The following is a 22,584-nucleotide window of genomic DNA, read 5'->3' on the forward strand; positions in this document are numbered from 1 at the left end:
TGTTAATTTGAGATTGGAGTGACTCGTTGACATGCTTTTAGGGGATCGAATCCAGGATCTCCTTCATAGTGATCACATATGCTTGCTAGCATCTTCTTCCATGGGGCTTCTCCCGTATATTCGGATAGACTCTGCCACTCTTTATTGTCTGTATCGATTAAAATAAGCTCCTCATAGTCAGGAATGAAGGCAAGTTGCCAGTGTTTGTAATATACAGATCTTTGCTTCTTTGCCACCATCTCTTTATAAATAGATGGAATCAATACTGCTCGACCATTTTCTCTAACTTCGTAATTGGATGCCGTTTCTGACATTACTTTCTTCTCGTCTATGAAGCTGGCATTTATTGATCGAAAGGGAACTGAGGATTCTACAAAAACGGTTCGTTCCGATGTGTTTTGTGTCGAGTTTGTAAGCGCTGTACCATCGAATGGTTTATCTTTGGCCTGTAGTGCTAAATTTAGTTCATTAAAAAGGCTAGGAGCAATATCTACTAACGAAAACGTGCCTTCGATCTGTTGCGGTGTTTGATTGTCAAGAGATGAGCTAAACCTGCGGTAAGCCATCAAGACATTTGTTTGTTCCTGACTCATTACATTGGTTCCATGGCCCCAAGCATTAGGATGAAGTTTAGTCTCTTCTCGTACTGATTTACTGGTAATAACATCTTTTTTTAGCATGAAACCTTCACCATGATCTGAAATTAGATAGACAATAGCATTGTTGAGAAAACCTCTCTCATGCAGATCCGTAAGCAATGCGTTCACTTGGTCATCTACTTTTGATAGCAGGGCTTGATACATAAAATGGTTATAGTTTCCATCCCAATGTGCCTTGTTAACATCGATGAAGTCTTTAGAAGTGTATGGCCAATGAAGCTGGCAAAAATGTACCGCTAAGAAGTTGGGCCGCTCGGTCGATAGGCTGGCGAGCACTTCCTGGTTAAAATGTATTGGTGAATAGCCTTTCCCGTAGCCTCTATTCATATAAAGGTATGGAAAAAGTGTTGAAGCCGTTGGGATATTGGAAAACAAGTTAATTAGAGGGAAATCAGCCATGCTTGAAATAATGGCATCTGCAGCACCTACTTTAGGCCCCACTATTTCATCAAAGCCATAGGCTTTATCTATTTGATTAAACCGCCTTTCATCGATCGCATAGGTTGTTTTGTAACCTCTTGCACTTAGTTCGCGAACTAAGGGGATGTCCTTATTTATTAATTCAGGAGGAGCGAGGTTAAATCGTGCTCCATGACTCTTGGGGTACAATCCTGAAAGGATGCTCATCCAAGCAACATAAGTACGACCAAGTGGACTATAAGTATTTGTAAAAACATGGGATTTCGAGATGAATTCATCTATGTGAGGAGTGAACTTGTTTTCACTGTTCCTATATTCTAGATGATCGGGCCGCAGTCCATCTATTCCTATAATAAACACATTGGGATTATTTTTATCATTCAGAGCATAAGCCCGTTCTGGGGAATAACTCATAATAGCAATTGACATGGCAGCGAACAATAGGGTAAAGGTCATCACTTTAGGGCCAAAATCACTATAGATAGCCCATATAAGTTGTGATACCAGCAACATTGAGGCAAGTGTTAATCCGAGTGAGGATGCTAGAGGAGTACCTCTTAAAAAACCCAATAATGACGTGGGATAAAAATATGCGTTTGCGGCGAGTACTATTGTCAGATGAAGTAAGACGATAACTAACCAAATTTGTGTTCGTATTCCTTCATGAGCAACTAATCGAAACCATGGTTTACATGAAAAAGTGATGATAAGTGACCAGAGGATATGCAAAACAATCACGATAAAAATAAATTGAGAGAGATCTAACAATAAACCTTGACTGTAGAGGTCTTCACTGCGTACATGGGTCATGACTTCAGCAAGAGAGAATGAAGAGAAGTACTGAATAAATAATTTAAAATTATATAAGGCAATAAGAAACAGCAACATAAGTGCATTCGTTCGCCAAAAGGTTCTTACCATGGATATTTTTTTAGACTTCAAACGTGTCTCAACCTCCATATTTTTACCTTCTAGTCCAAGCTAGCTTTAACCTATTGAGTAGAGAAGGATAATTACTGCATATCGTCATTATCATCTATGTCTGATGTTGAACCAGAATTTATTGTTGTCTTTGCAGAGGTGACGATAAATTTGTCATTATCTCTTATCACGCTTGAAAGATCAGATTCTGCAGGCCAGTCTCCAAGAATAAGGTAACGTTCGGCAAGGCTTGAACCCGATGGAGCATCTGTCTTGATAGACATCCTTGATTGATAAGCACTCCAGGCTGGTACAAGATTCGACATAAGCAAAATGAAAACCGTTACGGATAAACTGGCTTGTGTAATCATTTCAGTATTTTTAGTCATATTTATCTACCTGTGGACTAATTCTATTCAAAGGTGGAGTTCTTCAGAAAAATGGTATGCAAGTACATTTTCCTACCAAAAGTATAGTTGTAATTGATGTGCTTCGAATGATCTTTGGATAAAAATACTGTTCTGAAGTGTCAGCCTAAAATTTGTCATGGGCTAGCTTGTGTACTAAATTTTAAGAGAGACTCGGTAGAGTAATAAGAATAATCATGGCCTAAAATCATTTTTTATTTCAATAAAATGATTATTAAGCAATTACATAAAGGATTATTGGTATTTTAGTCTGCGCTTTGAATGATAACTCCATCAGATAATGTGTCGAGGAGGGAGATAATGAAAAGTAAAATGTTTTTGATCAGCTTATTCTTCTGTTCATTAATAATCTCTATTCCCTCTTTATCTGATGGTAACTCTTTAGCATCAAATCTGTCAGATACTCAAGAAGTGGAGCTTATTTATGAGCTTAACGATCAGCAGTTAATTTGGTTTGACTCCCATGGTTTAAGTGTAAATGGTCTCTCACTAGCACAATTATTAGAAGATCTAGGCATAGGGCTTGGTAACTATTTATCTATAGAACAAGTTGATCGGACAAAACTGAGTAAGGGCGAACGAGATAGAGCTTATACCCGCGCTTGTCTCTATCTTCTAGATAGAGTGTCAAAGTTGAGCCTGAATATGAATCTCAACTTAGAACTCAGCTTCACACAAGCGATCAGAAAGCATAGGTTATCTGAATTTATTGAACAAGTTCTACCTCTCTATGATGAAGTCTCACAATTACGAGGAATGATAAGAAAATATAAAAAATTGACCCACAAACCTTGGCCTAACATAGGTCAAGCGGAGTTTAGGCTTGGGCAGAGCTCGAACAAAATTTCGACACTGAGAAATTTACTGGTTGATCTTGGAGATTTAAGTGTTAAACCTGAACTTAGACAAAGAGCGTCTATATATGATCCGGATATAGTACTAGGGATTAAGTCTTTTCAGATGCGTCATGGCCTCGAAGTTAATGGTCAGCTCGATACTCAAACGGCAGAAAGCTTGAGCGTTAAGCCAGAGACTAGAATAGTTCAAATGCAGTTAAACCTATGGCGTTGGTTCAGTTTACCTAATACCTTGCCTGAGCGGTTTGTCTGGATAAATATTCCAGGTTACCAATTACAATTATTGGACCAAGGGGAAAAATTACTGGATATGAAGGTGATAGTAGGTAAGCCCCTGACACCAACGCCTATTATTACTTCCTCATTGACTCGCTTTACTGTCAATCCTAGCTGGACGCCTCCCTGGAGTATCGTCAGTAAGGAGTTAATCCCTTTGGATGCTAAGTATCCAGGATACTTAAACCGACAAAAATTTGAATTACGAAAATATGGAGCTAGTTCTTCTCTTGACTTGGTCGATATAAGCAGTTCTTCGATTCTGAATTTCTTGTCAGAATACCAGCTGGTTCAATCCCCTGGACCTGAAAATGCCCTTGGGAAATACCGTTTCTCTATTCCCAATAATCACTCTATTTACCTGCATGACACACCATCTAAATCTCTATTTACTAAACGTATAAGAGCCTTGAGTCACGGTTGTATTAGGCTGTCAGACCCTAAAGGGCTTTTGGATTATTTGATGCAAGCAGATAACAGAGCTGCTGATGTTGAAAGGGCCGTTAGAGGCACCCTGACACACTATTATTCTATAGTTAGTCCGACGCCTGTATATATCACTTATCACACAAGCTGGGTTGATGAATTTGGTAAGTTACAACTTAGACCTGACATCTATGATTTAGATAGGATCCCTCAATATGATGAATGACAGTTATGATAATCCTGATTTTATGAAACTGATCAGACAGGAAAAAAATGCCAGAATGAGGTTAAAACTTTTAGCGTTATTACATTTCCACGAAGGAAAATCGAGATATCAAATCTCAGATTACCTCAAAGTCAGTCGTACCAGTGTGAATAAGTGGGTAAGTAATTATTTAACTCATGGGTTAGAAGGACTTAAAGATAAGAAACACAGTGGTAGACCAGCTGCTTTAACGGCTGAACAGTTAAAACAACTTTCTGTGTATATAAAACATAGATCTACAGCCAATGGTAAGGAGAAGCTACATGGCAGTGAAATTCAAAGCTATATATCGGATAACTTTGGTGTGAGTTATGAGATAAGTAATATTTATAAAATCCTTGAGAGACTGGGATATGCTTGGGTGACACATGCATAAACGAGAGCCTTACAACCTATGTTGAATAGTAAGGTGGACTATTAAAACTGTATTAATATGATTTAACGACTAGACTGATATTATCTGAAAGAGGTGATTTCTATCTGACTTAAAAATACTACAAATCACATATCTATTTTGTATTGCTGTCATCAGGGATTATCGTGTAGCGACAGTAAGTGCACTTTTTTAATCTATAGCCTTTTAAAACTTATCAATACATCTTGTTCATCTCGCTTGCAATACAGGCTTCATCTACACCTCTCCCCTATCTTTATATAAGCAGGTATTGAAAATGGATTAATTAATTGATCTGTTTTTACTTAATTACAAAAAAAACTAAAACTCATGATTTATATAACTGTAATGATTATAAATGTATAACTTACAGTTTTTTATGATGTTTTTTTAAATAGATAATAGTGTCAATGTAGAATTCAGATTCTCTTTGTCTATTGGGAAGATTCCTCTCTAGTAACTGCTATATAAACTTAGATAGTTCATATGGAACACTGGATCACTTCTTTCTTCAACATAGAGTGAAGAGCTGGTGTTTGCTACTTTTAAGTTAGCTTTAAATGTTTATGGTTAAATGGGCACTTAAGGCTGATGGAATAAGTGACGCTCACGTAAATGTTACTGTAAGGGGTTATCATTTATCTAAAGTTTTATTGAAAGTCTTTAGCCATGTGCCGACTGCACGATTAGGAGAAAACACTCATGAACATTAAACAATTATTGACAGATTTTATTGAAGATGAAAGTGGATTAACTGCAGTTGAATATGCAATTGCCGGTGGCTTAGTCGTTGGTGGCATGATCGCTGCTTTCAATCAACTGGGTTCAAATGCAACAGATAAATTGAATTGTCTCGCCTCTGCGGTAACTGGTGCGAGTAGTGACTGTACAGGTTCTTAGAAACTTATTCTTTGACATTAAGAATTGCCCATATGGACATGGGCATGTTTTCTAACTCTGTTCCTTTGTGATGATGTCCATGGTGGCAGGTTATGACAGATACTCAATTAACACTTCAGATTTTACTCTCGGGTCTCTTTTTTACCTCAGCGATTATCATGGACCTTTATCAAGAGAAAATCCCTAACAAGCTTTGTTTACTCGCCATTTTCTGTGGTTTTGCAATTAATGCTTATTACGCACAATTAGCTGGGGTATTAATGGCAAGCTTTGGTTTTGGGCTGGCGTTTATTCTTCTTTTTCCTACATTTATATTGAGGATATTAGGGGCTGGAGACATCAAATTAATGATGGGGATAGGTGCTTTAATGGGACCTGAATTGTTACTCTCAAATATCGTTTACGGCATCGTTGCTGGTGCAGGAACCAGTTTAATATTAATCATTTGGAAAACTGGCTTCATTGGTTTAGCAAAAACATTTAAGCGATATTGGGATTGTATTTATCTTCAAAGTTATTTTAAACCTGAAGCAGGTGAAGCAGCAGGTGAAAAGGTACCTTATGCACCTGCATTTGCTATTGGTTGGGTATGGGCTTGTTCACTCGATAGTAATATTTTAGAGCTTTTCTTCAACTGGAATCAATATTTAAGTCTTTGGGGAGTATGACTATGTTGAAACTTAGCACAGATGAAACGCATACACTTCCTAAAATAGATCAGTTAGATAGCGCTCAATTAGCCCCTCGACCTAAAACTATCGAACAAACAGGTATCCATGAATCGGTTTTACTTGAGCTAATGCTAAAACATCTGCTTTCAGCTGGGGTACTTACTAAAGCTGAGCTTGTGTCTTATATGGGGATCACCGGAGGGATAATACAAGGGCTTCTTGATAGTGCAAAACAGCTGGCTTGGGTTGAAAATCGTCAATCAACATCAGATGGACAGATGCGGTATGCATTGAGTCATGGCGGAGAGGAGTTTGCCAAGCAAGCATCGGCTAAGAGTGGTTATAAAGGACTAGTCCCTATTCCTTTATCTCAATACTCAGATATTTGCTGTAAGCAATCTAGCCGACGAAATCCGATAACATTTGAGATGCTACAGAATGGGCTAAAGTCATTAGTATTACCCAATGAGCTTCTACACAAAATTGGTCCTGCACTGAATTCAAGTCGACCTGTTCTTATCTATGGGCCACCAGGCACAGGTAAGAGCTATCTGTGTCGAAATTTGAATTTAACTTTAGGTGACTCGGTGTTAATTCCATACTCTATTTCAATCGGTAATGAAATTATTCAAGTTTATGATCCCCAACTTCATCACAAAGTTGGTGAAAGTGATGTAAATAACCAATTAGACCTGGTTCGAGGACATGATCCTCGTTGGATAAAATGTAAGCGACCATTAAGGATCACGGGCGGAGAGTTGAACGCCGATATGTTAGAAGTACAATTTGACAGCCATAGTAGAACCTATATGGCCCCCATTCAATTAAAAGCAAACAATGGCATCTTACTTCTCGATGATTTAGGCCGGCAAAAAATCAGTGCCAAGCAGTTGTTTAATCGTTGGATTATTCCAATGGAGGAGCGACGAGATTTTCTTGCATTGCAGTCCGGTGAACATTTTGAGATACCTTTTGAGCTTATTTTACTTTTCTCTACTAATCTAAATCCTAACGAACTTGTCGATGATGCATTTCTCAGAAGGTTAGGTTACAAGATTCATTTTGATGCATTAGATGAACCTCTTTATAGGAAAATTTGGTTTCAGGTGTGTGAGGAGCAAGGGCTTAAATGTAGTGAAGAGATGTTCCAATACTTGCTTACAGATTTTCATGAGTTGTTTGAGAAGCCTTTAATTCCCTGTTACCCAAGAGATCTGTTGGGATAATGTCGGATCAGATTAGCTTTATGCAGCTAAAGTCAGAAGTGACGAAGTCATTGATTGTTGAAGCATGGTCAATTTATTTTGTGTCGTAATCATAAATCTCGTTGCTCTCAATAAGCATCTAAGGAGTTTTTGATGAACAATAAAACAATACTATTTGTCATTCTTTCATTAGTGTTTGGCGTTACTGCTGTTTTCTTGGCACAAAGTTGGCTTAAATCAAATACAGAAGCCAATTTGCCGCAAGCTTCTACTAATGTGATCACCATGGCCACGGTGGTTCCCTTAGGTGCCATTCTGGAACGAAAACATCTTAAGCAAACAGCTATGCCAAATTCGATTATACCGGAAACCGCTGTTACTACATTTGAAGCAGCCGAAGGTATGGTCGTTAAACAAAACCTTTATGTTGGTGAGATCCTTCGTAGTGAAAGGTTAACCAAAAAAGGTGAAGGCAGCACTCTAGCAAGTCTTATCTCACCTCAAATGCGCGCGGTGACAATTAGGGTTAATGATGTGGTAGGAGTGGCTGGTTTCCTACTGCCTGGTAATCGTGTTGATGTGCTAAACCTGTTTAAAAGGCATGGGCGGTTACAAACAGATGTAGTGTTAGCTAATGTGAAGATATTAGCGATAGATCAACGTTCCTCTAATGATGAAAATAAACCTAAGCTGGTAAGAGCGGTCACTCTAGAATTGAGTCTAGAAGAAGCTGAAATACTGATGATAGCCAAGGGGCGTGGAAAATTGCAACTGGCACTAAGAAACCCCAATGACTCGGCCGTAGTTGAACTTGCTTTAATCAATGAAAATAAGGAGGTGCAACCTATAAGCAATATAGTGAAACCTTCTAAGGAAACAGTTTATGTTTCATCAGAATCTAAGGTTAAGGTGTATCTGCTCAAAGGGATGAAAGAGCAGGTTATTAAGGTCAGTAATTAGCATCAGGTGTTAGTGAGTTCCTCACAAATAACGTATAGGAGTGCACCATGGCACGTTCAATACCTCAAACGGCTAGGCTAGCAACTTGCATATTATTTTTGTATTTTATTTCTATTTCAAGTTATGCCGGTGGCCCAACAGGTGCCGATAGAGAGATTAAAAAGATCCCAATATTTAAATCTCGCGTATTTCAAATTGGTCATGCAGTGCATCGAGTGTCTGTAGGTAACCCGAAAATTGGGGATATTAAGTTACTGCCAAACAATGAACTTTATGTACTGGGTAAAAAACTAGGCAGCACTAACATCATGATTTGGGATAAGAATGAACAACTCGCAGATGTCATCGATATAGAAATAACGCATGATCTCAATGGATTAAAGGCTAGGTTGCATGAATTTCTACCTTCCGAGAAGCTAGGTGTACAAACTTCTCAAGGTCAGCTTCTTATCAGTGGTCAAGCATCAAATTTACATAAGATGAATACTGCTGTTGAACTTGCAAAAGCCTATGCTGCAGCCGCGTCAGTTTCAAAAGTAAAAAGTACGGTATTGAACATGATGACTGTCGGGGGGATCATCAGGTTATGCTAGAAGTGGTCATTGCAGAAGTGCAGAGAGAAGTCGCTAAACAGTTTGATTCTAAGTTTTTTATATTTAGTCAAGGTGATAACTTTTCTGGTGGTACGGCAGGTGGTGGCGGTTCGTTTGATCTTAATCCTGCGGCAGCTATCGGTAATCGAGGTTTTTTTGCTCGATATTTAAATGATAGTCTATTGATGAATTTTGCCCTTGATGTTGCAAAACAAAACGGGTTGGCTAAAGTACTGGCTGAGCCCAACGTCACTGCGATGAGCGGTCAATCTGCAGAGTTTTTATCGGGAGGGGAATTTCCTATACCAGTCCCTGGAACGAACGGCTCAACCACCATCCAATATCGTGACTTTGGTGTCGGTGTTCGATTCGTGCCTTCGGTGTTGGACTCTGGTCAGATAAACCTTAGTCTTAATGTTATGGTCAGTGAAGTGAGTAATGCTAACTCAGTGACGCTTTCCGGTGGCGGATCAAATGCTGCTCTTGTTGTGCCATCTATTGTAAAGCGTACAACATCAACAACGGTAGAATTAGCAGATGGGCAAACTATAGCTATAAGTGGCTTAATTAGTGATACGCTCCGAGAAAATATCGATAAACTGCCAGGCCTTGGTGATATTCCTATTCTCGGTCAATTATTTACTAGTAAGAGCTTTAAAAGTGGTCAGAGTGAGCTGGTGATTTTAGTGACTCCTCGCTTAGTCAGGCCATTTAATCGTAAACATATCTCTTTACCTACCGATGATTTTGTATCGCCTTCAGACATTGAGTTTTATCTGCTAGGTAAAATGTCACAGAAGCAGACCAAGTCGGATAAGCATCAAACTCCTTATGAGGCTGTAGAGAGTGAGGCTAAGCTTGATGATAGTGGTACAAAACAAAAGTATGGCCATTCACTTTAAAGTTGGAGACTGTGACAATGGATTTTTGTGATAAAAATAGCAAGTCGATGATTAAATTGAGTTGTGTATTGATTGGGTTCAGTATCAGCTTGATGGGATGTGCTGAACTAAATGATTTTCCTATGGATCAGAGTTATCAGCAGGTGAAGCAGTTACAGATATTAGATATGGGGGCTCCAGAACGTAATGAAGGGATCGTGGGTACGCTAGATGGGCAATATGGTGAAAGAGTGATGAAAGCTTATCGTGAAAGTAATTATCCTCCTAAGCATGCTAGAGGACATATAGCCGTGAAAGTTGACTAAACTTATATGAAGTAATAAATGATAAAAATGTAGAAGATAAATTCGTTCACATATATATGTTAAGTATAAACATAATTCTTTAGTAAGTTACACCGCTCTGGTTAAGGATGGCGTCAACAAGGTGTAGTTAAACATTCCTCGTCAGTCAGAGGATAAAAGGCAAGCAGATGAAGTCTGCAAAAAATGAATGTCTGTATTGTACGCATCTAGATGCGCACCAGACTGGCTCTATACTCGTGATGTTTACTATTGGTATTTTTGCTTTGTTGACGGTAGCAGCATTGGCCTTAGATAGTGGGCATATGTTGCTGGATAAAGGCAGATTACAAAATGCCGCTGACTCTTCAGCCCTCTATGGGGCAAAAATCATTCAGGATGGAGGTAGCCTCTTTGAAGCAAGAGAAGCTGCAACATCAATGCTTATTCAGAACTTTCAGTTCAGTGAAAATGCCGATCTCAACACGAGTGTTTCACAATCTTCAGCTGATTATAATGCCACCCAAGTCACTTCAAATATCTTTATTGAGTTTTCCCTATGGCCTGACCCTTTTATACCTGTGCTTGATGAAGATGCACAATATGTGCGTGTACGAATTGAGAATGTAGGCTTGGATAACTTTATTGCTCAGATCATGAATTTTAATAAGGTCGTTAGAGCATCGGCAGTTGCGGGAAAAAGTACCGATATTGAGTGCCTCAATAAAGTCGTCCCCATGATGGTTTGTGCTGGATACGATGAACCAAACTTCCCTGATTTTATCGATGATTCGATGCCCTTCGGCCTCCCGCGTGACGAATTATATGTGATGAAAGCCGGGTCAAATCAAGGGACCGCCATAGGTCCTGGTAACTTTCAATTATTACGTTTAGATGGCGCCTCTGGAGGGGCCGATATTAGGCGTGCATTAGCCGGTGAGTATACTCCGGGCTCTTGTGTAAGCAGGGGCGATGATGTTCCGACTGAGCCAGGTAATACTGTTGGACCTGTGGTTCAAGGTCTTAATACTCGCTTCGGACAGTGGCAGGGAGGTGGAGTGAATTCAACTGATCACCCAAGAGATTTCAATAATTGCCAAGGTGACAGAGTCGAGGTCGACAATGATGGGGTCATCATTCCCTTTACTGGATCTGCTGTCGAGTATAGTCACCTTGAATATATCACTGGCGATACACTTAATTGTGACACCGGAGGTATCTCTAGCGATGCCTCCATTTCGGCTGGAGGTAGGAGAAAGCTGCCTGTTGTGATCGGTATCTGTGATGGTATGACAAATGGCGCCAATACGATTGAAGCCCTAAGCATTGGATGTTTCTTTTTGTCTCAAGATATCTCGCAAAAAGGCAATGAAGCACATGTTATTGGGGAATTTGTGAGTGTTTGTTCCAGCTCTGGAGCTGCTTCACTCGATCCTGGGTTTGTGAGCAATACGTCGACGATTGTCCTCTATCGTGACCCCGATAGTCCTGATTCATAGGTGAGGAAGATGAAGAGTAGCAATAGAGGTGTAGCGGCAGTTGAGTTTAGCATAATGCTGCCTTTGCTACTGTTATTAGCCTTCACCACCGGTGAGATAGGGCGTGCACTGTTTCAATACAGTCATTTGACTCGCATGGTTAGAGACGCGGGACGATACCTTTCAACGACCGCCATACCCAATACGACAGAGAGTGTACCAGACCCTCTAGATGATGGCAGCTGCCAAAACTGTATCTCAAACACGAAAGATATTCTAGTTTATGGTTTTATTGGAGGGACAGTGCCTCTACTCAGGGGCTTATCGACATCGAATGTGAATATAGCAGCCATTCCCTCAACGGACAGTGTCACTATCACCGTAGACTATGACTGGCAACCCTTGTTTGGTGAGGGGGCGTCACACTTTGGTCTAGGTGAACAAGCTAGCACTGATTTGAGTTTCAATATGCAAGTTAGCTATACGATTAGGGCATTATGAAATCCCAAAAGGGAGTATATGCCGTAGAGTTTGCCATTGTGGGGGGATTTTTCCTATTTCTGTTATTTGCGATCATTGAAGTTGGCCGTTTAATGTATACCTATAATGTGCTCCATGAAGCTTCAAGGCGTGCCGCGAGAATAGCGGTTGTGTGCCAAGTCTCAGATACTGATATCGGCCATATGGCTCTATTTTATGGGGCAAACCTAATTCCTAACTTAACTCCTGCGAATTTAACCATCAGTTATCTCGACGAGTTGGGTAATGTAGCAACAGGGATAAATATTGTCATGGTGAGAGCCGACATATCGAACTATCAGCATCAGTTTTTAGTCCCAGGAATGTCGCGGGTTATCAGCTCTCCCACTTTTTCTACTTATCTTCCAAGAGAGAGTCTAGGTGTATATCGCGTCGATGACGAAGACCCAGGAAGTGGCTACATAGATTGTAATTAATTCATCTGATCCTCTCAAATCCTTACTATAGTCAATATAAGGATATTTATCTGGGAAGGATTACTGAATGGATAAGCCACTGGAGTTACTTGTGTCTAGCATAGATAACACAGAGACAGATTCACACTCGTGCACAAATACTATCCATGATGCCATGCAAATAACTAATAATATTTTACCTTACCCTGTTCATGCACTGGTGATTAACAGTCAGCATCAGCCGATTGCTAACATTGAAACCAGACTTGATAATTGCCTTAACTTATCGTGGCAGAGTATCAATACCCTAAATCCATTCGTCAGTAATAAGACTAATGCGCGCCCGTTTAACTTGATACTGCTTGTGTTGCCTAATGAGGAGTCCCAAGCAGTACAAGCGTTAAAGTTGGCTGCTACTCATCATGTGGATATCATCATTTTAGGTCAAGATACCCCGCAAAGTGTATTAAGGCTGGCATTTCAGCAGGGGGTCAGTGATTTCATTCCGGTTGATGGTGACGATAATGTATTGTTGCAATCTTTGGACAAAATTGCGAAAAAATTGGCCAGCAAGGCCAATTTAGCGCCTGTTTTAGCCATTGTAAACGGAAAAGGAGGCTCTGGTGCCAGCTTTGTTGCAACGAGTTTAGCCGTGATAGCAGCAAGAGATAAGGGGGAAGTAGCTCTTCTTGATACCGACTTATTACAAGGAACGTTAGCCCATATGCTTGGCTTGGAACCTAGCTACTTTATCACCGAAGCGATACAGGAACTAGATTCATTAGATGAAGTGGCGTTGAGAGGTGCGATGACTAATCGAGGGAACCTTCACCTCTTGGCAGCGAAGCCCTTTGCGGTGCTTAATGCTCCCGATCATATAGATCTGAGGAATACTAATGAGTTACTTCTTAAGTGTAGACAGTATTATGAACAGGTGATTATCGATTTGTCTCGTGGGCCAGAAGTATGGAACGCTGATATGTTGACTAATGCTGATATTTTGTTGGTGATGCAACAAAATGTGATGAGTATTCGGGAAACAAGAGCAGTAGTTAACCAGCTAATTAATTTTATGGGCATAAACAAAACCAAAATTCACATATTGGTTAACCGTTATCAGAAAACGAGTTCGGGGATCACACTGAAAGACATTAAAGAGACAACAGGAATAAGCTCTCTTTTTGTTGTCGCCAATGATTTTAAGTTGTCGAGCCAATGTATAGACCTTGGTACTCCCATCACGGACGTTGCAAAACGTGAGCAGATGCTTGTCGATTTTGTGGCTGTGACTGATTATTTTTTCCCCAAAAACAGTACCGATGATGATGATGATCCAAAAGGATTTTGGAATAGGCTATTAGGAAAATAACATGAGCATAACTCAACAAACTGAGCCATTAGAGTTTAAACCTCTGTCACCTGAGGAGCAACAAATAAAGGAGGAGCTTTATAATAAGTTGCTCGATGTTATGGATTTATCCCTGATAGAAACTATTTCTAAAGACCAAGCAAAACAACAGATCATTGAAATAGGCGAGAAGTTAATTAACGATCTGCATATACCCATCAACCTAAGTTCTAGGCAAAGGTTAATTCAGTTGATCATCGATGAAGTTTTAGGCTTAGGTCCCTTAGAGACCTTGCTGGCGGATCCAACCATTTCAGATATTCTGGTTAATTCATTTGACCGTGTATATGTAGAACGAAGAGGTAAGCTCGAGTCCGTACCTATCAAGTTTCATAATAACGTACACCTATTGAACATTATTGACCGAATTGTCTCCAGCGTTGGTAGAAGAATTGATGAGTCATCGCCTATGGTTGATGCCAGGCTAGAAGATGGTTCACGTGTCAATGCCATCATTCCACCCTTAGCTCTTGATGGTCCCGCATTATCTATAAGGCGTTTTTCCGTAGATAAACTCAATGCCGAACAGCTTATTAGTTATGGCTCGGTTACCCCTGAAATGGTGGAGCTTTTGAGAGGGGCGGTTGCCGGTAAACTCAATATCTTAGTGTCAGGTGGTACCGGTAGTGGAAAAACGACCTTACTCAATATGCTATCTGGCTATATTCCAAGCGATGAACGGATTGTGACTATAGAAGATTCAGCAGAGCTTCAGTTGCAGCAACCCCATACCGTACGCTTGGAAACCCGGCCTGCCAATATAGAGGGGAGAGGCGAAATTACTCAACGAGATCTGGTTAAAAACTGTCTACGTATGCGGCCAGATAGAATAGTCATCGGTGAGGTTCGTGGTGGTGAAGCACTGGATATGTTAACAGCGATGAATACCGGTCATGAAGGATCATTAACCACGTTACACGCTAACAGTCCACGGGATGCCCTAGGCAGATTAGAGTATATGGTGTGTATGGCTGGATTTGACATGCCTGTTAGCAATATCAGAACACAAATTGCATCGGCTATCGATCTTGTGGTTCAACTAGAGCGTTTAGAAGATGGAGGAAGGCGGATAACCAGCATTCAAGAGATTAACGGTATGGAGGGGGACATTATAACCATGTCTGAGATCTTCCACTTTGTGAGAGAAGGGCGGGATCAAAATGGCGACATTATCGGTAAGTTTAGCTCTACAGGTGTGATCCCAGGTTTTCACAGTAAGCTTAAACAACATGGTATTGATCTTCCCTATGAACTGTTCAATAGCGGCGATCCATTTGCTGATTTCTAAAGGACTTGATTATGTTTTCTAATGAGATGATTTTTCTCGGTTTGATTTTTTTGGCCGTGATCTTACTCTCACAGGCTTTATTCTTGCCAGTTTATAGTCCTCAAAGAGCCAATACAGCCCTTGTACGTAAGAGGCTTAAAAAATTGGCTGAGAGAGCGAATGACTCCGCGTACGAAACCTCACTACTCAGAACAAGTAGGTTGAAGAATGTCACTAGTATTGGTAGAACTCTTGAAAAAATAGAGTTTATTGAGAACCTAAGTTATAGACTCGAACTCGCTGATTACAAAATAATGGGGCATCATTTTCTACTAATAACGCTAATCTGTGCCACCGTTGTAGCTTTAGTTTCCTGGATTTTTATCCATGAACCCATTCTTAGCTTCTTTCTTTTTGGCCTCACTGTGATGATGTTCAACTTCAAACTCAATAGGGATACCAATAAGCGCATGGATGCCATAGAAGCCAGTTTCCCTGATGCTTTAGATGTAATACGAAGAGCACTGCAAGCGGGATATTCATTTTCGGATGCCATAAAACTGGCCACTGAAGAGTTAGATGGACCGATAGCCAAAGAGTTTAAACTCATGTTCGCCAATATTAATTACACTAAAGATACCAAGCGGGCATTACTTGGATTTATTGAACGTGTTCCCAGTATCTCTTCCATGGCTTTTGCCAGTGCGGTCATGGTGCAAAAAGAGACTGGGGGGAATTTGGCTGAAAATATCGGTAATTTATCTAGGGTAATTCGAGAAAGGTTTACATTCAGGCGTAGAGTGAGAACGCTCTCTGCAGAGGGACGGTTATCTGCATGGATCTTAATCTTGTTACCTTTTGTACTTTTTGCCGTTATATATTTACAAACACCTTCCTATGTAGGCGAATTAACTGGCACTGAACAGGGGCAAAAATTATTGATGTGGGGAGCCATCGGAATGACGATAGGTGGCTGGTGGATCAGCAAGTTAATTAAAATAGATGTGTAATTATGGACTATTTAATTGGATTGTTCGGCACTCTTTTCGATAACCCGGAAAACATTAAATGGGGCATTTATGGTGTGGCTGCTATTGCAGGTGTCACGTTAGCCATTGCCATTTCATTTCTTATTAGTGGAATTTATTCCCCTCTTAGAAAGCGACTCAAGCACATCAATCAAGAAAAGTCTTCCTTAACTGGTTTCGAAGATGATGTGAACTCTACTCTGGAGCACGGGATCAGCCATGTTGTCAAAAAATTTCCAATTGATTTTTCTAATGATCAGACACGACGCTTATTGATCCATGCAGGTTTGCATTCAGAAAATGCCCTGGCTGTATTTAGTTCGGCCAGACTTATCTTGATCTTGATAGGAGCAGGTCTATCTGTTGTTGTGTTGAGCTATTTTCCAGAACTTTCCAGCATGATGACGGCCTATGTGATCGCTTTTTTGATGGGCAGTGCATTTCTGTTGCCATCCATGGTTTTACAAACGTTAGCGAATAGACGTATGAAGATGTTGAGGAGAGGCTTTCCCGATGCTTTAGACCTGTTAGTTGTTTGTTGTGAAGCGGGTCTTGGCCTATTAGCGGCAATACAGAGAGTTGCCAATGAACTTGCAATAAGTCACCCCTGTCTTGCCAGCGAACTAGATCTTGTTTGTAGTAAGGTTAGGGCGGGCTTAACGGTCAAAGTGGCTTTATCGGAATTTACAGAGAGGACTGGACTTGAGGATATCAAAGGACTTAATTCTGCTATTTCACAGAGTATTCGTCTCGGAACTGGTATCGCGGAAACGTTAAGAGTGTTTTCTGATGAATATAGGAATAAGCGGCTACAAGAAGCAGAGGAGCAAGCGGCAAAACTGGCAGTAAAAATGATTTTCCCCATGATGCTCTGTATTTGGCCCTCGTTTTTTATTGTCGCAGTAGGTCCTGCAGTATTGAAAGTGATGAAGGTGTGGGGGCAGGCATTTTAGGCTATATTTTTCTGATTATTGGGGGCGTTAGGATGGGAATCAACGATGGTCCGACTATGAATAATACTCGATTTTTCTTTGTGTTGATAGGAGCTCTTCTTTGCAGCCAATTATTGTCAGGCTGTACTTCTACGGTTAAGGAAGATGAACTTTTAGTTGAAAATACAGCGCCTTCACGCCATGATCTCTATGATGGAAATGCTATGGTGTCTGTGGCGGCTGCAAACCCGCCAATAGACGAAGCCGATGCGTTAGACAGAGCAAAAAATGAAGAGAATAAAGGCAATTTAGATCAAGCACTTTACCTGTATGTTCAAGCGCTAGATTTCAACGGTGAAAATGCAGATACATTGTACAATATCGCAAGGATTCATAGTATTAAAGGAAATATCCAGCTTGCTTATTTAACTTATAATGAAGCCTTGGTACTCGATCCAAACATGTTGATGTCACATGCAGGTCTTGGATTAATCAATATGGATAAGAGGCAACACAGCCAAGCGAAAATCCATTTAGAAAAAGCCATCGAACTCGATCAGATAAGGCTGAAAAATGCCGGTTATAAGGCGATGTCCAATCATTATTTTTCATTAGACCAAGAGTCTCCAGTTAGGATTTATAATGCATTAGCTATTTTAGAGGACATGGGTAATGAGTATCAAAATGCCAGAGAATATTATCAATTGTCTTTGCAAAGAGAGCCTCATTCAGCACTTATCACGACTAATTTAGGCTATTCATACTACTTAAGTGGCAATTATACTCTGGCAGAGAAATACCTTAAACAGGCTGTGAAGCAAGATCCGAGTTTTGAACGTGGCTGGACAAACCTAGGGCTGGTTTATGTGAGAAAAGGTCTTTATGCCCGTGCATTAACAACGTTTGAACACACGATGGAACCTGCGGATGCTCTTAATGACCTTGGCTATTTTCTTATGCTTGAAGGTCAATATAAACAAGCTATTAAACTTTTTCAGCGCGCCATCGACAACTCCCCAACTTACTTTGATCAAGCACAAAAGAATTTAAAACGTGCATCAATGGAATTAAAGTCTCAGGGTCGACATTGATCTTGAATTTAGTGCTAAAAACAAAAACGCCCAAGAGGGCGTTTTTGTTTTTAGCTGTGATCGGCGTCTAGAAGCTTGCCGACTTAGGTGCGCGAGGGAATGGGATCACATCGCGTATGTTGGACACGCCTGTGACATATGAGACTAAACGCTCGAAGCCAAGACCGAAACCTGCATGAGGTACGGTACCGTAGCGGCGCATGTCACGATACCACCAGTAATCTTCCTTGCTCAGGTTCATCTCTTCGAGGCGTGCATCGAGTACGTCCAAACGTTCCTCACGTTGAGCGCCACCGATGATCTCACCGATCCCTGGTGCAAGTACGTCCATTGCGGCAACGGTTTTACCGTCATCGTTGAGGCGCATGTAGAAGGCCTTGATGTCTTTCGGGTAGTTTTTCACGACCACTGGAGCTTTGAAATGCTCTTCCGCCAGATATCTCTCATGCTCAGATTGCAGATCGATTCCCCACTCAACGGCATATTCAAATTTCTTGCCACAGTTTTTCAAGATCTCAACTGCATCGGTGTAATCCACTTGAGCAAAGTCACTCGTCACGAAAGACTCAAGACGCTCAATTACCGTTTTATCGACACGTTGGGCGAAAAACTCAAGATCATCACGACGTTCTTCGAGTACGGCTTTGAAGCAGTATTTAAGCATCTGTTCGGCGAGAGCGGCAACATCATCGAGATCGGCGAAGGCCACTTCAGGCTCGACCATCCAGAATTCGGCCAGATGGCGACTGGTGTTTGAGTTTTCTGCACGGAACGTAGGACCGAAAGTATAGACTTTAGATAATGCGCAGGCATAAGTCTCGGCATTAAGCTGACCGGAGACGGTGAGGAAGGCCTCTTTACCGAAGAAGTCTTCGCTGTAGTCGACCTTGCCTTCGTCGGTACGGGGTAAGTTTTCCATGTCTAAAGTTGAGACTTGGAACATCTCACCAGCACCTTCACAATCCGATGCAGTTATGAGGGGAGTCGATACCCAGATGAAACCTTCTTCATGGTAGAATCTGTGTATTGCCTGTGACAAACAGTTACGTACACGTGCAACTGCACCGATAATGTTTGTACGTGGGCGAAGGTGTGCCAGCTCTCTCAAATACTCGATAGAGTGACGCTTAGCAGCCATAGGGTACGTGTCAGGATCTTCTACCCAACCGGCAACTTCAACACCAGTGACTTGCAGCTCAAATGACTGGCCTTTACCCGGAGACTCAACCACTTTACCTGTCATGATGACAGAACAACCGGCAGTCAACTTCAAGATTTCGTCATTATAATTTTCTAAGCTATTAGGCACTACACCTTGGATAGGATCAAAACAGGAGCCATCATAAACGGCAAGAAAAGAGATGCCAGCTTTGGAATCTCGGCGCGATCTTACCCAACCGCGAACGGTAATTTGCGAACCAATCGCAAATTCACCTTTAAATACAGAAGCGACAGATGTAATGCTCATTGTTGCTTAGTTCTCCAACGAAACGTTTATATATAAAATTTGGACGTTTATATTACCTTGCTGGCTGGTTTTCTCAAGTAGCAAAATCAGATAAAGGGCCTAATAGCCGGTAATATTGATGATTAATCCTGCTTTTGAATTTTAACCCAAACCCAGATCGCAGTTTTTCTCTACTAACTGCTTGAAATTGGCAGCCATAAGGCTTACTTGTTATGATTAATTAGAGGGCTAGATTAATTACATTTGTTAGAGGGGTTGTCATGAAGAAAATAAAAATTTTTCAGCGATTATTGGCCACTCTATCTATTACAGGTTGGTCTCTTGCAATATATGCCTTGCTGGTTTTCGATAAGGCTAGGCCAGATCGCGCGATAGGGTATTATTTGAGCAAGGGCGCAGCGATTCGTCTTGGTTGGGATCCTGTACAGACAGTTCAATTGGAACATATTATATGGGCGTGTGCGGCAATCAGTTTTGTCAGTTTGGCTTTTAATTACTATTTTGCTCATCACAGTAAGATGGGGTATTGGTTCAATATTCCTCTGCTGCTATTAAGTTCTGTCGCTGCGGGCCTGTATATCACCTTTGTAATTTAACGAGTGACTAGTTTCTAGAGTATCAGATGTTTGCAGAGTCTGTTTATCATGGCCGCGGTTACGCCCCAGATAAGGTGTTGTCTGTAACGGATAAAATAAATTGCGAGCCGTGGATCCCATGGCCTTGGTCTATCTGCTTTTGATGACTGTCGTTTTGTAATAAATATTACTGAGAGTTTCTAGAGAATCAGATGCTTGCAGAGTCTGTTTATCATGGCAGCGGTTGCTCCCCAGATAAGGTGTTCTCGATAACGGATAAAATAAACCGGGTGATGGATCCCATGGCGTTGATAAATCTGCTTTTGACGATTCTCGGCTTGTAATAAATAGGACAAAGGCACGGTGAACAGTTCATCGACTTCTCCCGGATCCAGTTTAGGGGTAAAGGCTTCCTTTACCAGGCCTATAACTGGGGTTATTTCGAAACCGGTAAAGGTTTTCATCGCAGGGTACTGGCCAATCACTTCTACATTACCGGGGTAAAGCGCAATCTCCTCCGCGGCTTCTCGCAATGCTGTTTCGATAAGAGAAGCATCTCCCCGCTCAACTTTCCCCCCTGGAAAACTGATTTGTCCCGGATGAGATCTAAGATGAGTAGGGCGCCGGGTAAGCAAGACATGCAATGCACCCTCTTCTTGTATTAAGGCAATAAGGACAGCAGCTTGGCGCAGGGGATCTTTAATATCCGGATTCGACTCGTGAGGGGCTTGCAAGAGGCTATATCTGAGTTTAAATTCAGTTAATTGTATAGGCTTAATATTTTTTTGCATATAACCTCTACTGATTTCCACTTCGATATCAAATATTAACCCTGTAATACTGGCAGGATTTTACTGACTTTGTCATAGGTTTCTTTGTATTCACTCTCAGCCGTCGAGTCGACAACTATTCCGCCGCCAGCCCAGCAATAAATGATCCCATCTATAGCCACTAAGGTTCGTATGGTGATGCTGGTGTCCATCTGACCGTCTTGACTGATGTAACCGATAGAACCACAGTAAAGGCTTCTCCTCGAGGGTTCAAGCTCTTCTATGATCTCCATCGCCCGGATTTTTGGCGCTCCGGTGATCGAGCCGCCCGGAAAACTGGCTTTTAACAGGTCGATGGCATCATATTTAGCGTCGAGTTGTGCTGTGACTGTGCTGACCAGATGATGCACGGCTGGAAAGCTTTCAATCTCAAACAGATGAGGCACAGATACCGAGCCCGGTTTGGCGACCTTGCCCAGATCGTTACGAAGTAGATCGACTATCATCAAGTTCTCCGCCCTGTCTTTCGCTGAATGGCGTAGCTGTGTGGCCGATTGCTGATCTTGTGCCGCCGTGGAATATCTGGGACTCGTGCCTTTAATGGGCTTAGTCTGAATATCTTTCCCTCTTAACTGAATAAACCGCTCGGGAGAAATAGACAATAACGCACCTTGTGGTAGGCGAATGAAGGCGGAGAAGGGAGCCTTATTGGATTCCCTGAGTTTGAGGTAGGCTCGCCATTCATTGCCCTGATATTTAGCCGAGAACCTTTGGGTCAGGTTTATTTGATAGCAATCGCCGCTTTGAATATATTCTTGAATGGCATCAAATTTTGCTTCGTAGTCAGTCTTAGTTAGTTGTGGCTGCCAGTCACCGATAAGGGAGAATTCAGGCTTCTTTGGTTTAATTTTCAGCTTAGCTTGCAGCCAAGCCAGACTGGTTTGCGCGGCTTCTTCGCTGCCGTAATGCACCAAGCTCCAGACGTGTTCTTGATGATCGAATACCAGCGCCCATAAATATAAGCCTATGTTCATCAGCGGAAGGGCGATATCGTCGGCGGCTATTTCGGGGATTTTCTCAATCTTACGTCCTAGATCATAATTGAAGCTACCCATCGCGCCCCCGGAAAAGGGGAATTCACTCGACTTCGGTATCGGGAAGTAGTGTGTTAACTCCTGTTTAACCAAGTCGAATGGGTTTAACTGGCTAAGGCTTGAGTCTGTCAGACAATGAGTTCGATACCGGCTTATTTTTGTACTGTCTCCCTCGGTGACAAGTGTCGCAATAGGGTCAAGGCAGATAATGTCAAAGTGGCTATCACAGTGATCGCCACTGGCCGAGTCGAGTAACATAGCCCAGGGGATATCTGACAAAGATGAAAATAATTCTGTCGTGGTATATTTCCAATCAAGACGCAGTATTGATACACCCTGCAGCGCCGAAAAACTCATCGATTCACCTTATCTAAAATGTG

Annotated in this window: 22 protein-coding genes and 1 pseudogene; 18 read left to right on the forward strand and 5 right to left on the reverse strand. The window is 41.4% G+C overall.

Going from position 1 to position 22,584, the window contains the following annotated elements; genetic code table 11:
- Positions 1-2: 2 nt before the first annotated feature.
- Both FM037_RS12870 and FM037_RS12875 read right to left on the reverse strand, forming a co-directional pair.
- Positions 3-2,039, reverse strand: coding sequence for a sulfatase-like hydrolase/transferase (locus FM037_RS12870; RefSeq protein WP_144046330.1), 2,037 nt, complete (start codon positions 2,037-2,039; stop codon positions 3-5).
- A gap of 53 nt (positions 2,040-2,092) precedes the next feature.
- Positions 2,093-2,389: a hypothetical protein gene (locus tag FM037_RS12875; RefSeq protein WP_227993022.1), complete on the reverse strand. Its 297-nt coding sequence runs from the start codon at positions 2,387-2,389 to the stop codon at positions 2,093-2,095.
- A 339-nt stretch (positions 2,390-2,728) separates the two neighbouring features.
- Here FM037_RS12875 and FM037_RS12880 point away from each other — a divergent pair, with 339 nt between their 5' ends.
- From FM037_RS12880 to FM037_RS12955, 17 genes and pseudogenes are all read left to right on the forward strand, one after another.
- A complete protein-coding gene (locus FM037_RS12880) occupies positions 2,729-4,213 on the forward strand; it encodes a L,D-transpeptidase family protein (protein ID WP_185977022.1) in 1,485 nt (494 codons plus the stop codon).
- Positions 4,203-4,628 (forward strand): helix-turn-helix domain-containing protein, encoded by a 426-nt coding sequence (locus FM037_RS12885; RefSeq protein WP_144046332.1) that lies wholly within the window; start codon positions 4,203-4,205, stop codon positions 4,626-4,628. Before FM037_RS12880 ends, FM037_RS12885 begins: the two co-directional genes overlap by 11 nt.
- A 720-nt stretch (positions 4,629-5,348) precedes the next feature.
- A complete protein-coding gene (locus FM037_RS12890) occupies positions 5,349-5,546 on the forward strand; it encodes a Flp family type IVb pilin (RefSeq protein WP_144046333.1) in 198 nt (65 codons plus the stop codon).
- Positions 5,547-5,638: 92 nt separating this feature from the next.
- Entirely contained in the window at positions 5,639-6,214 is a 576-nt protein-coding gene (locus FM037_RS12895; RefSeq protein ID WP_144046334.1) for an A24 family peptidase, read from the forward strand.
- Between the two features lie 2 nt (positions 6,215-6,216).
- A pseudogene (locus FM037_RS12900) lies at positions 6,217-7,532 on the forward strand (AAA family ATPase).
- 43 nt (positions 7,533-7,575) lie between these two features.
- Entirely contained in the window at positions 7,576-8,382 is an 807-nt protein-coding gene (cpaB, locus tag FM037_RS12905) for a Flp pilus assembly protein CpaB (RefSeq protein WP_144046335.1), read from the forward strand.
- A gap of 47 nt (positions 8,383-8,429) precedes the next feature.
- Positions 8,430-8,975: a pilus assembly protein N-terminal domain-containing protein gene (locus tag FM037_RS29435; protein WP_229381178.1), complete on the forward strand. Its 546-nt coding sequence runs from the start codon at positions 8,430-8,432 to the stop codon at positions 8,973-8,975.
- Positions 8,969-9,877, forward strand: a complete 909-nt coding sequence (locus FM037_RS29440) for a type II and III secretion system protein family protein (protein ID WP_229381179.1) — start codon at positions 8,969-8,971, stop codon at positions 9,875-9,877. The genes FM037_RS29435 and FM037_RS29440 overlap by 7 nt, the downstream gene beginning before the upstream one ends.
- Before the next feature lie 17 nt (positions 9,878-9,894).
- Complete coding sequence (locus FM037_RS12915; RefSeq protein ID WP_227993021.1) at positions 9,895-10,182, forward strand: hypothetical protein; 288 nt, start codon at positions 9,895-9,897, stop codon at positions 10,180-10,182.
- A gap of 167 nt (positions 10,183-10,349) precedes the next feature.
- Complete coding sequence (locus FM037_RS12920; protein ID WP_144046336.1) at positions 10,350-11,657, forward strand: pilus assembly protein TadG-related protein; 1,308 nt, start codon at positions 10,350-10,352, stop codon at positions 11,655-11,657.
- A 9-nt stretch (positions 11,658-11,666) separates the two neighbouring features.
- The gene (locus FM037_RS12925; protein WP_144046337.1) at positions 11,667-12,137 is read left to right on the forward strand and encodes a TadE/TadG family type IV pilus assembly protein; all 471 of its coding nucleotides are present in this window, start codon (positions 11,667-11,669) and stop codon (positions 12,135-12,137) included.
- The gene (locus FM037_RS12930; protein WP_144046338.1) at positions 12,134-12,592 is read left to right on the forward strand and encodes a TadE/TadG family type IV pilus assembly protein; all 459 of its coding nucleotides are present in this window, start codon (positions 12,134-12,136) and stop codon (positions 12,590-12,592) included. Before FM037_RS12925 ends, FM037_RS12930 begins: the two co-directional genes overlap by 4 nt.
- 67 nt (positions 12,593-12,659) lie before the next feature.
- Positions 12,660-13,940 (forward strand): P-loop NTPase, encoded by a 1,281-nt coding sequence (locus FM037_RS12935; RefSeq protein WP_144046339.1) that lies wholly within the window; start codon positions 12,660-12,662, stop codon positions 13,938-13,940.
- Position 13,941: 1 nt separating this feature from the next.
- A complete protein-coding gene (locus tag FM037_RS12940; RefSeq protein WP_144046340.1) occupies positions 13,942-15,267 on the forward strand; it encodes a CpaF family protein in 1,326 nt (441 codons plus the stop codon).
- Positions 15,268-15,278: 11 nt separating this feature from the next.
- The gene (locus tag FM037_RS12945; protein ID WP_144046341.1) at positions 15,279-16,256 is read left to right on the forward strand and encodes a type II secretion system F family protein; all 978 of its coding nucleotides are present in this window, start codon (positions 15,279-15,281) and stop codon (positions 16,254-16,256) included.
- A 2-nt stretch (positions 16,257-16,258) separates the two neighbouring features.
- Positions 16,259-17,227: a type II secretion system F family protein gene (locus tag FM037_RS12950; RefSeq protein WP_144046342.1), complete on the forward strand. Its 969-nt coding sequence runs from the start codon at positions 16,259-16,261 to the stop codon at positions 17,225-17,227.
- A gap of 56 nt (positions 17,228-17,283) precedes the next feature.
- Positions 17,284-18,297 (forward strand): tetratricopeptide repeat protein, encoded by a 1,014-nt coding sequence (locus FM037_RS12955; RefSeq protein ID WP_144046343.1) that lies wholly within the window; start codon positions 17,284-17,286, stop codon positions 18,295-18,297.
- A gap of 67 nt (positions 18,298-18,364) precedes the next feature.
- Here the strand turns inward: FM037_RS12955 and asnS are convergent, their stop codons facing one another.
- Positions 18,365-19,765: an asparagine--tRNA ligase gene (asnS, locus tag FM037_RS12960; RefSeq protein WP_144046344.1), complete on the reverse strand. Its 1,401-nt coding sequence runs from the start codon at positions 19,763-19,765 to the stop codon at positions 18,365-18,367.
- A gap of 260 nt (positions 19,766-20,025) precedes the next feature.
- Between asnS and FM037_RS12965 the strand changes: the two genes are divergently transcribed.
- On the forward strand, positions 20,026-20,361 hold the full coding sequence (locus FM037_RS12965; protein ID WP_144046345.1) for a hypothetical protein: 336 nt from the start codon (positions 20,026-20,028) through the stop codon (positions 20,359-20,361).
- A 179-nt stretch (positions 20,362-20,540) separates the two neighbouring features.
- On the opposite strand, the gene FM037_RS12975 is transcribed toward FM037_RS12965, so the two are convergent.
- Positions 20,541-21,131, reverse strand: a complete 591-nt coding sequence (locus FM037_RS12975) for a CoA pyrophosphatase (protein WP_144046346.1) — start codon at positions 21,129-21,131, stop codon at positions 20,541-20,543.
- A gap of 35 nt (positions 21,132-21,166) precedes the next feature.
- A complete protein-coding gene (pabB, locus tag FM037_RS12980; protein WP_144046347.1) occupies positions 21,167-22,561 on the reverse strand; it encodes an aminodeoxychorismate synthase component I in 1,395 nt (464 codons plus the stop codon).
- Positions 22,562-22,584: the final 23 nt, after the last annotated feature.

Source organism: Shewanella psychropiezotolerans (genome assembly GCF_007197555.1).
GTDB lineage: Bacteria > Pseudomonadota > Gammaproteobacteria > Enterobacterales > Shewanellaceae > Shewanella > Shewanella psychropiezotolerans.

Coding starts and splice junctions, on each gene's coding strand:
- FM037_RS12975 (WP_144046346.1), bottom strand. CDS start 21,131: ATGCAAAAAAATATTAAGCCTATACAATTAACTGAATTTAAACTCAGA.
- FM037_RS12930 (WP_144046338.1), top strand. CDS start 12,134: ATGAAATCCCAAAAGGGAGTATATGCCGTAGAGTTTGCCATTGTGGGG.
- FM037_RS12890 (WP_144046333.1), top strand. CDS start 5,349: ATGAACATTAAACAATTATTGACAGATTTTATTGAAGATGAAAGTGGA.
- pabB (WP_144046347.1), bottom strand. CDS start 22,561: ATGAGTTTTTCGGCGCTGCAGGGTGTATCAATACTGCGTCTTGATTGG.
- FM037_RS12875 (WP_227993022.1), bottom strand. CDS start 2,389: ATGACTAAAAATACTGAAATGATTACACAAGCCAGTTTATCCGTAACG.
- FM037_RS12945 (WP_144046341.1), top strand. CDS start 15,279: ATGTTTTCTAATGAGATGATTTTTCTCGGTTTGATTTTTTTGGCCGTG.
- FM037_RS12880 (WP_185977022.1), top strand. CDS start 2,729: ATGAAAAGTAAAATGTTTTTGATCAGCTTATTCTTCTGTTCATTAATA.
- FM037_RS12940 (WP_144046340.1), top strand. CDS start 13,942: ATGAGCATAACTCAACAAACTGAGCCATTAGAGTTTAAACCTCTGTCA.
- FM037_RS12925 (WP_144046337.1), top strand. CDS start 11,667: ATGAAGAGTAGCAATAGAGGTGTAGCGGCAGTTGAGTTTAGCATAATG.
- FM037_RS12885 (WP_144046332.1), top strand. CDS start 4,203: ATGATGAATGACAGTTATGATAATCCTGATTTTATGAAACTGATCAGA.
- asnS (WP_144046344.1), bottom strand. CDS start 19,765: ATGAGCATTACATCTGTCGCTTCTGTATTTAAAGGTGAATTTGCGATT.
- FM037_RS12955 (WP_144046343.1), top strand. CDS start 17,284: ATGAATAATACTCGATTTTTCTTTGTGTTGATAGGAGCTCTTCTTTGC.
- FM037_RS12950 (WP_144046342.1), top strand. CDS start 16,259: ATGGACTATTTAATTGGATTGTTCGGCACTCTTTTCGATAACCCGGAA.
- FM037_RS12920 (WP_144046336.1), top strand. CDS start 10,350: ATGAAGTCTGCAAAAAATGAATGTCTGTATTGTACGCATCTAGATGCG.
- FM037_RS12895 (WP_144046334.1), top strand. CDS start 5,639: ATGACAGATACTCAATTAACACTTCAGATTTTACTCTCGGGTCTCTTT.
- FM037_RS12915 (WP_227993021.1), top strand. CDS start 9,895: ATGGATTTTTGTGATAAAAATAGCAAGTCGATGATTAAATTGAGTTGT.
- FM037_RS29440 (WP_229381179.1), top strand. CDS start 8,969: ATGCTAGAAGTGGTCATTGCAGAAGTGCAGAGAGAAGTCGCTAAACAG.
- cpaB (WP_144046335.1), top strand. CDS start 7,576: ATGAACAATAAAACAATACTATTTGTCATTCTTTCATTAGTGTTTGGC.
- FM037_RS12870 (WP_144046330.1), bottom strand. CDS start 2,039: ATGGAGGTTGAGACACGTTTGAAGTCTAAAAAAATATCCATGGTAAGA.
- FM037_RS12935 (WP_144046339.1), top strand. CDS start 12,660: ATGGATAAGCCACTGGAGTTACTTGTGTCTAGCATAGATAACACAGAG.
- FM037_RS29435 (WP_229381178.1), top strand. CDS start 8,430: ATGGCACGTTCAATACCTCAAACGGCTAGGCTAGCAACTTGCATATTA.
- FM037_RS12965 (WP_144046345.1), top strand. CDS start 20,026: ATGAAGAAAATAAAAATTTTTCAGCGATTATTGGCCACTCTATCTATT.